The sequence below is a fragment of the Aureibacter tunicatorum genome, from assembly GCF_036492635.1.
Classification (GTDB): Bacteria; Bacteroidota; Bacteroidia; order Cytophagales; family Cyclobacteriaceae; genus Aureibacter; species Aureibacter tunicatorum.
Genome location: NZ_AP025307.1, coordinates 71598 through 85514 on the forward strand (window position 1 = coordinate 71598; position 13917 = coordinate 85514).

General features: G+C 36.4%; 16 protein-coding genes. 5 read left to right on the top strand and 11 right to left on the bottom strand.

The window, feature by feature from the left end; translation table 11 throughout:
* Window positions 1–47: 47 nt before the first annotated feature.
* Both AABK36_RS22890 and AABK36_RS22895 read right to left on the bottom strand, forming a co-directional pair.
* Window positions 48–1199, bottom strand: coding sequence for an ATP-binding protein (locus AABK36_RS22890; protein WP_309942951.1), 1152 nt, complete (start codon window positions 1197–1199; stop codon window positions 48–50).
* 32 nt (window positions 1200–1231) lie between these two features.
* Complete coding sequence (locus AABK36_RS22895) at window positions 1232–1438, bottom strand: hypothetical protein (RefSeq protein ID WP_309942952.1); 207 nt, start codon at window positions 1436–1438, stop codon at window positions 1232–1234.
* Window positions 1439–1885: 447 nt separating this feature from the next.
* Between AABK36_RS22895 and AABK36_RS22900 the strand changes: the two genes are divergently transcribed.
* The gene (locus tag AABK36_RS22900) at window positions 1886–2344 is read left to right on the top strand and encodes a Coq4 family protein (protein ID WP_309942954.1); all 459 of its coding nucleotides are present in this window, start codon (window positions 1886–1888) and stop codon (window positions 2342–2344) included.
* A 19-nt stretch (window positions 2345–2363) separates the two neighbouring features.
* On the opposite strand, the gene AABK36_RS22905 is transcribed toward AABK36_RS22900, so the two are convergent.
* From AABK36_RS22905 to AABK36_RS22930, 6 genes are all read right to left on the bottom strand, one after another.
* Window positions 2364–2792 carry a DUF1801 domain-containing protein gene (locus AABK36_RS22905; RefSeq protein WP_309942956.1) on the bottom strand — a complete coding sequence of 143 codons (429 nt, stop codon included), beginning with the start codon at window positions 2790–2792 and terminating at the stop codon, window positions 2364–2366.
* A gap of 25 nt (window positions 2793–2817) precedes the next feature.
* Window positions 2818–4278 (bottom strand): hypothetical protein, encoded by a 1461-nt coding sequence (locus AABK36_RS22910; protein WP_309942958.1) that lies wholly within the window; start codon window positions 4276–4278, stop codon window positions 2818–2820.
* Window positions 4279–4398: 120 nt separating this feature from the next.
* Window positions 4399–4839: a MarR family winged helix-turn-helix transcriptional regulator gene (locus AABK36_RS22915; protein ID WP_309942961.1), complete on the bottom strand. Its 441-nt coding sequence runs from the start codon at window positions 4837–4839 to the stop codon at window positions 4399–4401.
* Window positions 4840–4886: 47 nt separating this feature from the next.
* Window positions 4887–5765, bottom strand: a complete 879-nt coding sequence (asd, locus tag AABK36_RS22920; RefSeq protein ID WP_309942964.1) for an archaetidylserine decarboxylase — start codon at window positions 5763–5765, stop codon at window positions 4887–4889.
* A 204-nt stretch (window positions 5766–5969) separates the two neighbouring features.
* Window positions 5970–6296, bottom strand: a complete 327-nt coding sequence (locus tag AABK36_RS22925) for a hypothetical protein (RefSeq protein ID WP_338390354.1) — start codon at window positions 6294–6296, stop codon at window positions 5970–5972.
* 266 nt (window positions 6297–6562) lie between these two features.
* Entirely contained in the window at window positions 6563–7360 is a 798-nt protein-coding gene (locus AABK36_RS22930) for a hypothetical protein (RefSeq protein WP_309942969.1), read from the bottom strand.
* 345 nt (window positions 7361–7705) lie between these two features.
* On the opposite strand from AABK36_RS22930, the gene AABK36_RS22935 reads away from it, so the two are divergent.
* Genes AABK36_RS22935 through AABK36_RS22950 form a run of 4 tightly spaced genes read left to right on the top strand, consistent with a single transcriptional unit; the run spans window position 7706 to window position 10891 of the window.
* Window positions 7706–8824 carry a M48 family metallopeptidase gene (locus AABK36_RS22935; protein WP_309942972.1) on the top strand — a complete coding sequence of 373 codons (1119 nt, stop codon included), beginning with the start codon at window positions 7706–7708 and terminating at the stop codon, window positions 8822–8824.
* A 6-nt stretch (window positions 8825–8830) separates the two neighbouring features.
* Complete coding sequence (locus tag AABK36_RS22940; RefSeq protein ID WP_309942973.1) at window positions 8831–9493, top strand: TIGR00266 family protein; 663 nt, start codon at window positions 8831–8833, stop codon at window positions 9491–9493.
* Window positions 9494–9512: 19 nt separating this feature from the next.
* Window positions 9513–10193 (top strand): TIGR00266 family protein, encoded by a 681-nt coding sequence (locus AABK36_RS22945; protein WP_309942974.1) that lies wholly within the window; start codon window positions 9513–9515, stop codon window positions 10191–10193.
* 2 nt (window positions 10194–10195) lie between these two features.
* A complete protein-coding gene (locus AABK36_RS22950) occupies window positions 10196–10891 on the top strand; it encodes a TIGR00266 family protein (protein ID WP_309942976.1) in 696 nt (231 codons plus the stop codon).
* 36 nt (window positions 10892–10927) lie between these two features.
* Here the strand turns inward: AABK36_RS22950 and AABK36_RS22955 are convergent, their stop codons facing one another.
* From AABK36_RS22955 to AABK36_RS22965, 3 genes are read right to left on the bottom strand one after another with little or no spacing between them, the layout of a single operon-like run.
* Entirely contained in the window at window positions 10928–11671 is a 744-nt protein-coding gene (locus AABK36_RS22955) for a DUF5995 family protein (protein WP_309942978.1), read from the bottom strand.
* Between the two features lie 24 nt (window positions 11672–11695).
* A complete protein-coding gene (locus tag AABK36_RS22960; RefSeq protein ID WP_309942980.1) occupies window positions 11696–12913 on the bottom strand; it encodes an OmpA family protein in 1218 nt (405 codons plus the stop codon).
* A complete protein-coding gene (locus AABK36_RS22965) occupies window positions 12913–13917 on the bottom strand; it encodes a type IX secretion system membrane protein PorP/SprF (protein WP_309942983.1) in 1005 nt (334 codons plus the stop codon). The genes AABK36_RS22960 and AABK36_RS22965 overlap by 1 nt, the downstream gene beginning before the upstream one ends.

Below are 13917 nucleotides of genomic sequence, written 5' to 3' on the forward strand. Positions count from 1 at the left end.
AAAATAACAATATAAACTCTCTTGTGAACTCGACTTGAGATTCATGATTAAAAATTTCTTCCTGTCAGCACTGCTTTGCCATACCTTCTTTCCGGCGATCGTTGGGCTTGATCATCCGTGCAAGGCCCGTATGGAATATCCCTCTTTTGAAACTCCAACTTCAGCAATGGCTCTATTATATCGAATCCAATAACAACGTTATCGACATACAAAGCGTCGATAATCGCATCGGAAACGATATTGGAAATATTAGCTCCCGTTAATTGAAAGTTCTTCGCCAACTTCTCCTTTAGGCCTTCCTCAAAAGAGAAACCTTCAGGCAGTGAATTGTCCCATAATTGAAGCCGTTCCTGATAATCAGGAAATTTAAAAGTAATTTTTCTTCTGATTCTTCTCAAAAAAGCTTTATCAAGCGTTTGACGCATATCTCTAATATTTGTCGCAAGTATAATTAATCCCTCAAAATCCTCAATACGCTGAAGCAAATAGGCTGTTTCCTGATTTGCGAATCTGTCTTTAGAGTCCTTGACTTCAGTCCTTTTTCCAAAAATTGAATCCGCTTCGTCAAAGAACAAAATACACTCCTTGCCGGAAAATCGATCAAACACTTTCTCGAGATTTTTCTCTGTTTCACCAATGTATTTGGAGACCATTTTAGACAGGTTGACAGAATATGTGGGCATTCCGTATTTCTTGCCTATAGTCTTGGCTGTAATCGACTTTCCGGTTCCTGGTTCTCCGTCAAATATTACCACATAACTTTCCCTGATTACTTTTTTCAAAGAAGGACTTGATTTTATTTTCTTGTGAACTTCCAAAAATTTGAAAACATCCTTAAGCTCTTTTTTAGTTGACTCAGTCAACACCACATCTTCAAAATCAAGCTTCGTAGAACTGTATTTTGCGGGGAAATTCACTCCTGTATCAAGCTTAGGCTTTTCACCTCCATAGAGATATCTTAAAAAATCATTGGAAAGATAAAAAGAATCATTTTGCCTCCCATATTTGCTTTCCTTCAACTCTAGAATATCATGAAGCCATAACGGATTATTGCTATTGGTTAAGTTGATAAACTGCTCGACAATATTCTGTTCTTCATTCCCGCACATCAAAAAAATCAAAGTTCTAAGAGTTGGAGCGAACTTACCAGTTTCCGTTTTTTCAGAACCGGACCTGCTGTCTACAAGCAATTTTTCCAATTTGTCAGTATACAAACTATAGACCACCGATACTATATAATCGACAGAATATCCTCGGATGACAAATTATATTGCAAAGCCATATTCCCAAGCCTACTCTGCTCTTCCAGCTCTAATTGGATAATATCTGTCCAATAAAGATCTGTATCGGTTTCAATTCTAGCATAAATTAATTGTTCCAAAAGAGCAATGCCCTCCAATAAGTTTCCAATCTCTTTTTTCACTATATTATAATCCATATCAAAATCAGTTTCTATACAAAGTCTTAATACAATACTATTTGAGTTAGTCTTATACTTTTTTTATTTCGACCAACTCAACCTAATATTGCGAATTACATGGATTAAATATACTATTTCCTTTTTATCATTAGGCTAAATTTCACTTAATAATGATAAAAAAATAATAAAATTGCGTATTTAGAATAAAAACTAAGAGCACAGGTAAGCCAACTAAAAGAGTTGCCATAATTCAAAGAATGATATAATTTCATCAATTAAAATTTTAACTATTTGTAAAAAATATTCCATATACCAACTGCATTGCTTATTAAAATTTTATATCGAAAAAATATATAATCTATAAAAACATATAAATAAAACTTCATCAAGTTTTCAATATAAATCTGATGATTCGTTGCAATAAATTAAAATTTCATTTTACTTTGCCATTCAAAGTACTTTAAAATGAGAGATAAAATAATCAATTTCCTTTTTGAAATAAGCAATGAGAGTTACCGAAAACTTAAAAACAATAAGCCATGGAACCTTACAAAACCTGATTTATTAGCATTTCCAAAAAATAGTTTGGGAAAACAACTAGGCTTATTTCTAGACAAAAACAATTTTGAGCTATTGAAAAAATCTGAACGACACGATATTTACCATATTTTGACTGGATATGACACAAATATTTTGGATGAAATAAAACTTCAATTCTATCTCTTTGGCAATGGGAAAAAATCTATATACCTATTTTGGGTATTGATTGCCGGCACTATGCTTTATCCAGATAAACTCTATAAATTTAGCATCGCCTACAAGAATGGGAAATCAGCGCTTCCTTTTCACAACCTGCCATTCCTTGACTTGCTCAGAGTTGACTTCGATTCTATACGCCATAAGTATAAAATCAAGCTTCATTAACTTATTAATATATAATCCATCAAATTCCGAATGTCTCCAAATGCTTAACATCATGGTAAACCAAAGCTGCCTTTATGCACATTTTCAATTCATTGACAGGAACATTATGGTTCAATGGGAATACTATTGCCCTTTTTCCCTCATATTGGAATAAATTTCCAAATATCAGCTGAAAAGTCACGACCAGACGGCTAGTGCATTGAAAATACATTGCATATTGATCAGGTGCTTTTTCTTTCCAATCAATTCTCAATGTGCTTCCTCTTTTAGTAATAAAACTCGGCTCTCCCCATTTAAGTGTCTCCTCTAAAAAATCTATCTCTATCGACTCCTCAGCTACCTCAATCACCAACCGCCTTAAATAATTCATTTTCACTTGAACATGCTCAGGGTATTGAGCGAACTTGTCATTCACCAAAGGGTTAGAAATATGCGTAAAATGTTTCATACCTTAAATTTAAATGATAAAATAATCAAGACTCTGCAGCCAATAATGGATGATCTTCACCAAACTTATAATCATGTCCCTGATTAAGTTCATGGATATAAACATACCACTTTTTAAGGTTATCAGCTAGTTCAACTACATCTGCGCTGCTCCCAAACCCTCTCATCTCAAATATAGGCAAATCACCTTCTCTATCATGATCAGTATGTTCATGCATGCTTCCCAAAGAAAATAATCGCCAAGCCCTTCCCTTATTCGGGTAATGTTTTTTCGTTAACAAATCCCTACCTTCGGGAATGCTTTTCAACCATTCACCGCTCGTCAACTGACTCATCACATATGTAGGAGTATCGTACATCAACCGATTGGCATAAGTTCCTTTGCTGAAAAAAGGATTTTCAAGCGAAAAATGTCGAATTCTAGAATCGAAACCTTCAATTCCAGTGACTTCTTCAAAGTCCTTCCAATCCTTTCTTTCAACACCAAATACTTCCTCATCAGTCAATATAGCAATCAGATTTTTCCATTCTTGGCAGCCTTCCTTAGTAAACCAAGTAAACTCTTCTTCAGGCAACAATTGAAACATCTTTGCAAAATCCGTTCTTGCCATAACCTTTGTGAATGCTTTTGGATATTGCTGTATAGCTCTTGAACCTGCGATTAGATAGTAGACAACTAAATTAAAAAAGCCCCGAAAATCATCACTCAGATCTTCTAACCCATCAGTATCTTTTAAATATCTGCTTAATGCAAGTTGGCTCACCATACTCGCTTTACCGATCGTCTTAGTACTGTAAGAATAAGCTTTTGCATTGGATTGTCCAGTAAACACTCTACCCGCATGTTTCCGAGCTTGCTCGTCTCTGGACTCATCATCATATCCAACACCAATATCTCGCAAAAAATGAAACAATTTACTCATTCGAACTCCCATAGTGCTTTGGGGTCGAATAGTAATATTATCAGAAAAGGAATATTGCATAGTAACTGCCATTGGCATCAATAATTGTCCCAAGCCGGCTTTTTCCAAGCAAGCCAAATGAGACCTCGGTCTGTCATGCACTTTATCATCTGCGTATTGTTGTCTTAGAACTTCCACAAACAATTTCAATTCTTGAAAAAAAGTCATCATTTCTGCAAAACCTTCTTCATCCTCGCTAAAGGGTTCGCTAACGATCTCCATGCAAGAATAGGAATCATCGACATCTTCTCCCTCCAGCATAAATCGATTATTTTTAAGAATCTTTCTGCCTTTTCCCAATCTACGGGAATTTTTATAGAAAAAATCATACTTGTCATATGCTTCTTGACTTAAAGCTTCAGCAACATACCAGTTGCAAAACTCCACCTCAAATCCAACAGCTCTTTGAACAACATGATTACTTGAGAAATCAGTATTTAGTGGCTCTCTTAACTTGCCTTTGCGAATATTTCTAGAAGCTTTTGCTTTAGTCGCCTTGTTTCTTTCTGAGAAATTTGCCAGCACAGTTTTTTGTGTTCTATTTAAATAGCAAATAACAATGAATATATATTGTCAACTCGCAATGAGACACTTCGTTTGGAGAAGGGATATAAATTAAAAAGTAATATGAAAGCTATGAAAAAATCAACCTAGCTTTTTTAATAAATCAAATAATAATGCCACATCGTCTTCTTTCAAATTCAAAGACTGAAGCGGACACAATACCGAGTCTCCTTTATCATGGATCAAACTTCCTTCTTCAGTTAATCGTATGTAAACAACTCTTTGATCTTTTTTGCTTCGAATTTTCTCGATCAAGCCATTTGACATCAACTTATTCAATGCTCTTGATATATTTGGACTATCCTCGACCATTAAATCCTTGACCTGATTTACTGTCAAAGAACCATTTTCACTATGAGACAATTCATGCAAAATATGCAACTGCAATGTCGAAACTCCCAAAGGCTTTAGAACTTTATCAAAACGTGATTGATATTCTTGAGCGGTGCACATTAACAAGCCTAAAGCCTTCAGCTCTTTGCTCATCGAAGAATTCTTAATTATCAAACTTTTATTCGCCATCCGCAGATCATTTAAGGTTCAAAATCAGTGAAACTTGCAATAAAATCCTAACAAGTATCCCCTATCCGTTGTCCCATTTGAATCTTAGTCTCATACCCTTGTTCAGTATTGTTCAAAAACTCTTTCTCAATGCAGACCTTACCTTTCTCGAACAACATCAACAATGTAGAGCCTCCAAAAGCAAAATACCCTTTCTCTTGTCCCTTAGCCACTTCATCATTCACATTGTATGTCTGAATAATGCTTCCAACCATCGTGGCTCCGATCTCGCTTATCATTACGTCTCCGTATTCCTTAGTCTCAAGCGTGCTAATCGTCCTATGATTGCGACAAAATATTTCCAAACTCCTTCTCAGTGCCAGCGGAGATACTGAGTAATAGTGTCCTTTGATGCTTTCCGTCTCTGAAATGATTCCATCAGCTGGAAAATGAAATCTATGATAATCCGTTGGAGCCAATCTTACAATTACCATAGCGCCATCTCTGTATTTGTCAGCGAGTTCTTTGTTGCATAAAAATGAATCCACAGAAAACTCGCAGCCCTTGATACAAAATTTATCGACATCGGAAAGCGATTGAAACGCTAGAATTTTTCCATCTGCTGGCGAAACAAGCCCTTTTTCTATTTCTCTCTTTTCCGGAACTATTTTTCTATAGAAGAAATCGTTGAAATTTTTATAAAGCTTTTGCTCATACTCGGACATGTCGAGTTTATATTTTTCAATAAAATCGTAAGCATGCTTTTTCGAAAACTTGCTATCCATGAACTTACCTACAATCTGGGTAATAAGCTTCCTTTTCAACAACAGATTCAAAGATGCTTTTCCCACCACAGTACCATAAAGCCAATTCATGATCTTGCCTGCAGGTACTATTTCTTCATGTATTAATTCGGAACCTTTTTCCCTGTAATATATAGCGTTCATTTTGGTAGTTTTAGGTTTCATGGTCGAAATTCTGGTAATTAACCTCAAAAATGGCTTCGCGAACACCGACATTCTATTGAACGCGCTCAATTTTGAAATATTGGAGCCGCAAAGTATGAATCCGCAAATATATTATCCTTGTTAATATATTCCTAGGAAAATAAAAAAAATAGCCATCGCTTTTACGACGGCTTATTCTATTCGCTAAGCTTCAGATTCCTGATATTTCTCCAAAATCCACTTCTCAGCTTGTTCTACGCTAACAAATTTATTAGCGACACCCCCATTCACGGCCTCATCTTCATAATACTTATCAACAGACAATTCAGCGAATAAATTTTCAGGGATCACATGCGTTTCGAACAACACGCCAAACTCCTTAACCTTGGGAGATAATCTAGCGGCATACTCCACACCACCCTGAGGAACTATGGACTGCTTTGTCGAATCGCTAATGTAAGCTATAACATCATAATCCCTGCATGCGTTGAAGATCTCATCACAGCATCTTTTAAAATCTTCCAATTTCATGAAACCAACCCATGTTTGGTGAAGAATTTTCGTTTTCTCATTATATTCTAACAAGAAATTTTTAGTCTTATAACACTCTATCATATTCATTAAAAAGTTAGGTAAGTCGAAGATAAAGTGAAATGTCGACTGTTTCAATCAAGAAATGATAATGACTATGATTAATCCATATTAAGTCAATAAAAAATATTTATTACTTAATATTATTCAAAAAAAAAGATATTTTTTATTTTATAAATAAAATAAAAAATAAAAATATAAACATTTTAATGCCTGAAATATGGATTATTGTTTAGATTAAGCTCCAAATCAAGCTTTTTCACCATATAATTTTTAGAAAAAAAGTGATTCGCTTCGTTCAAATATTGCTTTGCTTGCACTACCTCGCCTATTTCCTTATACAATTCCACCAAGGACATATAAGCTTGCTCTGTTCCCCAGGTTGGTCTGTTATTCACTCTCGGAGAGGATTTATGGCTTAATTCTATTGCTTGAAGCAAGCTCTTCTCCACCAAAAGATTCTTATCTGAAAACAACTGAATTTTAGACTCTTGATATTGAGCCTTCACTAAAAAATATCTGACATTTTGATCGTCAAGCTCAAAGGCTCTCTGAAGGCTGGACTCAATAGCGTCATAAGAAAATGGAATAAGGTATATGTCTTCATACTGCAGTTTCAAAACCCTAAAAGCAGCCATCAATATATAATCATCAGCATGTTTATAAGGTATTTTTTCCAATATGTCTATTCCCTTCTCTAAATGCTTCTCAACCTTCGAATCATTGTTTTGATCATCTTTCAAAAACTCTGCTTTCTTGTAAATGGCGTAAGCTTGCCAATAATTGAAAGCGTAATTAAGCGAATGCTTTCTGAACGAGCCAAGAGAATGAGAAATACTGTCCAAATCCACACTATTGCCATTTCTCTGCATCTTGGCTACAGCTGTTTCGATTTTTTGTTCAATTTCCCATAACGGATCCAAATTATCCTTAACATTGCTATTTTGGGCTATAGCGCCAAAACAGCTTAAAAATATCAAAAAAGTAAAAAATATTAACTTCATTTTTATATAAATATCGCTTTATATTTAAGTGAGTATTTATACAGCTTTGTAATCAAAATTTTAATTTATTTATAAATAAATATACAAATCAACTTTAACCAAATGTATTGGTAGAGTTTTTGATCACATATTATGTTTATTCTATTTACTTTTTTGTCAGTCGATTAAAATTTGAAATATATTTTGGGTTCATTCAAATGATTTTAATCAGCGTATTTGCTATATTTTTTGATCATATTTAAAACATGACAACCACTTAATTAAATATTATCAAATTATTTTCATATTAATTAATCATTTTCAGTAAATGTTTAATATATTTGAATATATTTTTTATAATAAATAATGAAAGATTTTTACGACGCGATCGGCTTGAATGACAAGCTTGAACCCAATAGATATTCTGGAAATATACATGTCAAACGAAATAAACTTGTGTTTTCCACCGAAAGCCACCTTATAGAACTTCCACTCAAAGATTTGAAAATCAACTTTGGAGGGACCGGCAATAGATTAATATACTTTTCACATGTCGATTGGCCTGACTGGCATTTTCATACTAGCGACAGCGATATCCTCAACGATCCCAATTTAGCCAATAATGATTTTGTTCAAGAACAAGTGAAAGCCATACATAAGACTTTCAACATAAGGAAAAGTATTATCTACGGTTTGCCTACGCTTGCGATATTTTTGGTTTTAAGTATTTTTCTATTCAAAGGTTTAATCATCGAGAAAGTCGCTAAGTCCGTGCCTTTTAAATATGAAAAAATGCTTAGCGAGCATTTGGTCGATATAGCAACTTATTCACAAGAAATAGTCAAAGACGACAGCCTTAATCATAAGTTTGACAATCGAATTCAATCTCTAGTAAAACATACAGAAGAAGGTTTTCAATTTGAATTCCATATGGTAATTAACGAAGAGGTGAATGCCTTCGCTTTGCCTGGTGGAACAGTCATCATCAATACTGGACTATTGGAACATGCGGAAAGTTGGGAGGAAGTGCTCGGAGTAATGGCTCATGAGATTTCCCATGTTACTGAAAGACATCACATAAGAAGCATGTTAAATCAAATTGGAATTTTCGATTTATTGGCGATATACTTGGGAGATGAATCTTTGCTGGTCAACTCGATATTTCATTATGCCGACAACCTTGAAACGCTTAGTTATTCTAGAGATTTTGAAAGCGAAGCCGACAATAACGGGTTGAATTTGCTCTTAACAGCTAATATCAATCCTGATGGCATGATCCAGTTCTTCAACTCACTGGGAAATTCAGAAATACAGTCTTTAAAAATACTCGATTTCTTAAGCACTCACCCAAACTCAACAGAAAGATCCAACACATTGGCTATGAGTTTGGAAAACCACACAGCAAATAAAAAACAAGACTTCGCAAATCAACCAGACTATTCAATTTTTAAAAATATTCTTCAAGATTATTTATCATCAAATTAATCAATCATGAAAATCACGCTTAATGGCCAACCAGCTTTTGCCTACGTTGACATAGACATAGCGCCCGGAGAAACTCTTATAGCTGAGTCAGACGCTATGGCTAGCATGTCCACTCGTATCGGGGTAGAGCCAAAGCTCAATGGAGGCTTTTTCAAAGGTATCGCTAGAAAATTCCTTGGAGGAGAAAGCCTTTTCGTCAATCATTTCAATAATGCGTCATCAGAACCTCAAAGATTAACAATCACACAAGGTGTTCCCGGCGACATGATCGTAAAAGAGTTGAATGACGAGAAAATATATCTTCAACCTGGCGCATACATATGCTCAACGCCAGATGTCAACATCGGCATTGAATACGCTGGTCTTAACTCCTTTATCGCCAAAGAAGGGCTCTTCAGATTAGTCGCTTCAGGAACCGGAACCATTGTATACGGAGCTTATGGAGGACTTATCGAAAAGCAAGTAACTGGCGAGTTCATTGTAGACACGAGTCACTTGGTTTCTTACGAACCTCAACTAAAATTAAAAACACAATTATCCGGCAGTCTGATTTCAAGCCTTACCAGCGGAGAAGGTTTTGTGACGCGAATAGAAGGCACTGGTAAAATCGTAATTCAAACAAGAAGCTTAACAGGGTTGGCTTCATGGGTAAATCGCTTTTTTCATTAAATTTTAGACTTTTACTACAATGAACATAGACATTGAAATGAGACCTGGAGCTTCTGTTGCGAATATATCAATGGAACCGGGAGATAAATTAACGGCTGAAGCTGGGGCGATGATTGCCATGAGCGAAGGTATCTCAATGACTACCTCGACTTATCAAAAGAAAAAAGGCGGTATCTTAAGCGGTATAAAAAGAATGATTTCAGGAGAAAGCTTTTTCTTGAACCATTATGAGACTAGCTCGAATCAAGGCAATCTCTACTTGTCAGCGACATTTTCAGGTGACATGTTTACGCATAAGATTGAAGGAAACGGGCTTACCATTCAAGGAACATCATATGTCGCATCTACCCCTGGAGTTCAAGTTGACCTTGACTGGCAAGGGTTGAGAGGAATCTTCTCGGGAGAAGGGATGTTTTGGATCAAAACCAGCGGAGAGGGAGATATTATCATCAACTCTTACGGCGCTATATACAGTGTGGATATTGAAGACGAGTATATTGTGGACTCCGGACATATAGTAGCATTTGAAAATTCGCTGAGCTATGAAGTAACCAAAGTAGGAAACAGCTGGCTAAGCTCTTTTCTTGGAGGCGAGGGCTTGGTTTGCAAATTCAAAGGAAAAGGCAAACTTTGGTGCCAATCCCATAATCCTTCTTCATTAGGCAATGCCCTATCACCTATGTTAAAGCCTAGAAAATAATCATGATGGAAACAGCTAATATAGAAATAAAACAAGGACTTGACTTTGACATTCAATGCAGGCCTGATTATTCATTTTTAACGGTAAAAATTCCTTCTCAACAAACGTTAAGAGTCGAAGCTTCCGCCATGGCTACCATGGACACCAATATCAACATGAAAACCAAGATGAAAGGCGGACTTGGAAGACTTCTAACGGGAGAATCCCTCTTTATCAATGAGTTCACCGCTCAAAATGGAAGCGGAGAGATTGGCATAGCTCCGGCATCGGCAGGCGATATGGAACATGTGTATCTGGATGGAGAGTCAATATATCTGCAAAACTCAGCTTTTGTAGCTTCCAGCATGGATGTGAAAACGGAAACGAAATTTCAAGGACTGAGCAAGACATTCTTTTCAGGTGAAGGCATGTTTTTGATAAAATGCTCAGGACAAGGCGATCTATGGTTCAATAGCTATGGCGGTATTATTCCTATCGATGTTAACGGAGGTTATGTAGTTGATACTGGACACATTGTTGGGTTTACTGAAGGTCTGGAATATGACATCACAAAAGTCGGCGGCTACAAATCGCTTTTCTTCTCGGGAGAAGGCTTTGTGTGTAGATTCAGAGGCCAAGGAAAAGTATGGATCCAAACTCGCAAGGTTATGCCTTTCGCTTATTGGTTGCATCCATTCAGACCCAAAAAAGGAAAGTAGTTAAAGCCAAAGAAGTGGTGATTATTCTCCACTTCTTTATTTCGATATGGATTTAATAATCGTTGAAGGCTTATACCCACTCTCGAATTTCCATACCCAACGATATACAGATTTAGTGTCTTTAAGCAGTTTTTCAGCAAAACTTTGCACCTTTTCTTGTCGCATTTGCAAATAATCATTTTGTCCCTCTTCGCTGCAAAAAGTTATGATCTTAGCCATATCCCAAGCCTTGTCTCTGGCTATATCCATGCTAAAACCGGCCAATTTTTCATCCCCTTTTCGGAATAGTTTGTCAACCAGCCAAATAATCAAAGATACTCTTGATAGACTCTCCTGAACGGAATCGATCATTGCTCCTAATATTTCGTTAATTTTGAAAAAATCGGACTGAAAAGACTTTATACTAGAGCTCCCTGCTGTATTGACTGATGCAATAGCCAAATCATAATTAATGTGCGCATTCATTCCTAGGATCAAGTGCATTAAAGCGGGTATCCTATTCACAGTTCCTGATTCCAAAGCAATTTTCCAAGGCAATGACGGCTTCTCCCCTCTCTTGAATTGATGAAAAGCCTCAATATACATGTTTGCAAAACCATGCACCATCTTTTCCATTCTCTCATTGTCTTCAAACTCGCGATTTTGAACCGCCTTTCGCACATTCAATGTTACTTGTCTATACAAAGCAGGAAAATAGCCCAAAGGACTCTCTTCCTCTATGCACAAATCAATGATCGAAGTTAATTGATCAACTGTTTCATCTAAAATAGAGCTTGGCATGTTTGGAAATAGTTTTAATGATTTCTATTCAAATGATATCACTACTTTTCTAGCATTATCCTCATTCAACACACCTTTTCCTTCAACTTCAAGAATTTCAAACGACTGCTTTTCCAAGTATTTGGCAACGCTTTTCGCCCTTTTCTTGGACAATCGCGCATTATACTTATCGCTACCAACAGGATCTGCGAATCCATAAATTCGAACCTTTTTAGGCAATACTTCCACATAAGTCGAAATAAAATTCTTGATTTTCTCAACCTGGGCATTTTCCACACTAGAAGCATTCATATCAAAGTAAACAACAAATTCCTTCGGAGCAACGACTTTAACCTCCTCTTCCTCATCGATTATCGTGTTCTCAACTAAAGTGTCTTTTTCGACAATTCGAGCCGTTCTATATATATCAGCTAATTCTCCATTTCTATTGCTTGAAAAGAAAATCCCATGATCATTCTCAAAATAATAAGCGTCAAAAAAAACGGAATTTATCGGTTCAGGAAGCATCGTTGCTGTTCCCCAATTGCCATCTTCATCAAGCTCTGTAACATATATATCAGCGCTGCCTAAGCCTTCTCTATCCGATGAGAAAAACAAGCTCTTGCCATCCCTGCTTAAAAACGGGGAAAATTCATTAGCCTTCGAATTGATTTCATCCGACATTTTTTCCAGCGATGACCAAGCCAAATAACGATTTTCTCTATAGCTTATATACAAGTCCTCATGACCAGCGCCTTCCAAGTCGGCAGTCATAATCAGAGTATTGCCATCAAGCGAAACATAGTAATCTGAATATCCTAATTTGCCTTTAATTCCAAAGGCTTTCTTAAACTCAACAATATCCTCTTCAAACAACCATCGGTACTCATCCTTGTCATAGCTAGCCCTGACAATTCCCTTGTCTATGCCCATTTTATTGGCTCCAGCATATTGATTCACCAAATACAACTTGCCATCCCTGCTTGCACCTACGATGGAATTATTGTAGTCATTGTTCAAATTATCAGCCTTGAATGGGTCTGTCCATTTTCCATTCTTCACCTCCGTATACCATATATTTTGTTGAGTGGACTGGTTGCACAGATTTCTTAAGAAATAAAGTACTTTCCCGTCATCAGAAAGTATAGGACGGATTTCCTCGCATTCCGAAGCTGTTTCAACAACCTGCTCTACTTGATGATATTGAGCTTTCAAGCCTAGGCTTGACAATAATATAGAAGTCAATAATATCCACTTTTTCATTACCATACGCTTTTTAATGCTTCCTGACTATTACCCAATCTGTATTTTATGCCTATCAAATGCCCCTTTAAAGAATTTTTCGTTTGCATAGGCATGACAAAAACATAATTCGCTTCCAAAGATTTCCCAAAACGATATGACACATCAAATGATGAATAAGCCCTAAAGTCAAATTGACCGCCAAATGACAATTGATTGTCGAATCTGAAATGCGAATTCAGCACCGGCTCGATATATTCATTTTGAACTCCTAAAAAGAATGAATTGTCCCAATCAAGCCTTCTTGATAGCCTTATGCTTTTACCAGCTCCGAAGGTAAAACTATTTTGAGGCTCAACACTGCCAAAAGAATTTTCAGATCTATAAATAGATTGATCAGTGGAAAAGCTCAAAAAGAAATCTTTGCCATGCCATACAATTCCACCACTTAAATACATATCAGACCCCACAGGCTCGTTACTAACCACATCTTCATATACACGATCATTTTCATCCCTCACCCACCAAGAAGAATTCGTGAAATTATTTCTCATGAATTTTAAGCCCAAACCAGCTGAAAGCTTCGATTTCAAACTAACCGGCATATGATATGCATAGGCCAACTGTCCTTGAGTTTGATTCATATCAAAGTAATTATCGCTGATAACAGCCAATGAAAATCCGTGATAACGACTTCCATTTTTATACACTTGGCTTTTTTGCTCTTCGATAACTTTACCTGTACTGCTTCCTCTACGAGTGTTCATGATCGGTTCATCCAAATTTTCCTTAAATGGAATGCGAAAGTCGACATTGACAAAATAAGTTTGGAAGGTTTCGTTTTCCGTAGGTGTCATCTTAATCCCTGCATGCCCTGAAAGAGCGTCGTCAATCGCAGAGTAACCGGGATTGATCAATTGCGGATTTTGATATTTTAAGAAAAAAGGCGTCTGACTCTGCGCTTGCGCGAACTTCCATGACATTGCCATCAAAATGATTACTGATAATATGTAGAATTTCTTCAT

Excerpts from the sequence above, each read along its gene's own strand:
- AABK36_RS22895 (WP_309942952.1), bottom strand. The coding sequence starts at position 1,438 with ATGGATTATAATATAGTGAAAAAAGAGATTGGAAACTTATTGGAGGGC.
- AABK36_RS22900 (WP_309942954.1), top strand. The coding sequence starts at position 1,886 with ATGAGAGATAAAATAATCAATTTCCTTTTTGAAATAAGCAATGAGAGT.
- AABK36_RS22905 (WP_309942956.1), bottom strand. The coding sequence starts at position 2,792 with ATGAAACATTTTACGCATATTTCTAACCCTTTGGTGAATGACAAGTTC.
- AABK36_RS22915 (WP_309942961.1), bottom strand. The coding sequence starts at position 4,839 with ATGGCGAATAAAAGTTTGATAATTAAGAATTCTTCGATGAGCAAAGAG.
- asd (WP_309942964.1), bottom strand. The coding sequence starts at position 5,765 with ATGAACGCTATATATTACAGGGAAAAAGGTTCCGAATTAATACATGAA.
- AABK36_RS22925 (WP_338390354.1), bottom strand. The coding sequence starts at position 6,296 with ATGAAATTGGAAGATTTTAAAAGATGCTGTGATGAGATCTTCAACGCA.
- AABK36_RS22930 (WP_309942969.1), bottom strand. The coding sequence starts at position 7,360 with ATGAAGTTAATATTTTTTACTTTTTTGATATTTTTAAGCTGTTTTGGC.
- AABK36_RS22935 (WP_309942972.1), top strand. The coding sequence starts at position 7,706 with ATGAAAGATTTTTACGACGCGATCGGCTTGAATGACAAGCTTGAACCC.
- AABK36_RS22940 (WP_309942973.1), top strand. The coding sequence starts at position 8,831 with ATGAAAATCACGCTTAATGGCCAACCAGCTTTTGCCTACGTTGACATA.
- AABK36_RS22945 (WP_309942974.1), top strand. The coding sequence starts at position 9,513 with ATGAACATAGACATTGAAATGAGACCTGGAGCTTCTGTTGCGAATATA.
- AABK36_RS22950 (WP_309942976.1), top strand. The coding sequence starts at position 10,196 with ATGATGGAAACAGCTAATATAGAAATAAAACAAGGACTTGACTTTGAC.
- AABK36_RS22955 (WP_309942978.1), bottom strand. The coding sequence starts at position 11,671 with ATGCCAAGCTCTATTTTAGATGAAACAGTTGATCAATTAACTTCGATC.
- AABK36_RS22960 (WP_309942980.1), bottom strand. The coding sequence starts at position 12,913 with ATGAAAAAGTGGATATTATTGACTTCTATATTATTGTCAAGCCTAGGC.
- AABK36_RS22965 (WP_309942983.1), bottom strand. The coding sequence starts at position 13,917 with ATGAAGAAATTCTACATATTATCAGTAATCATTTTGATGGCAATGTCA.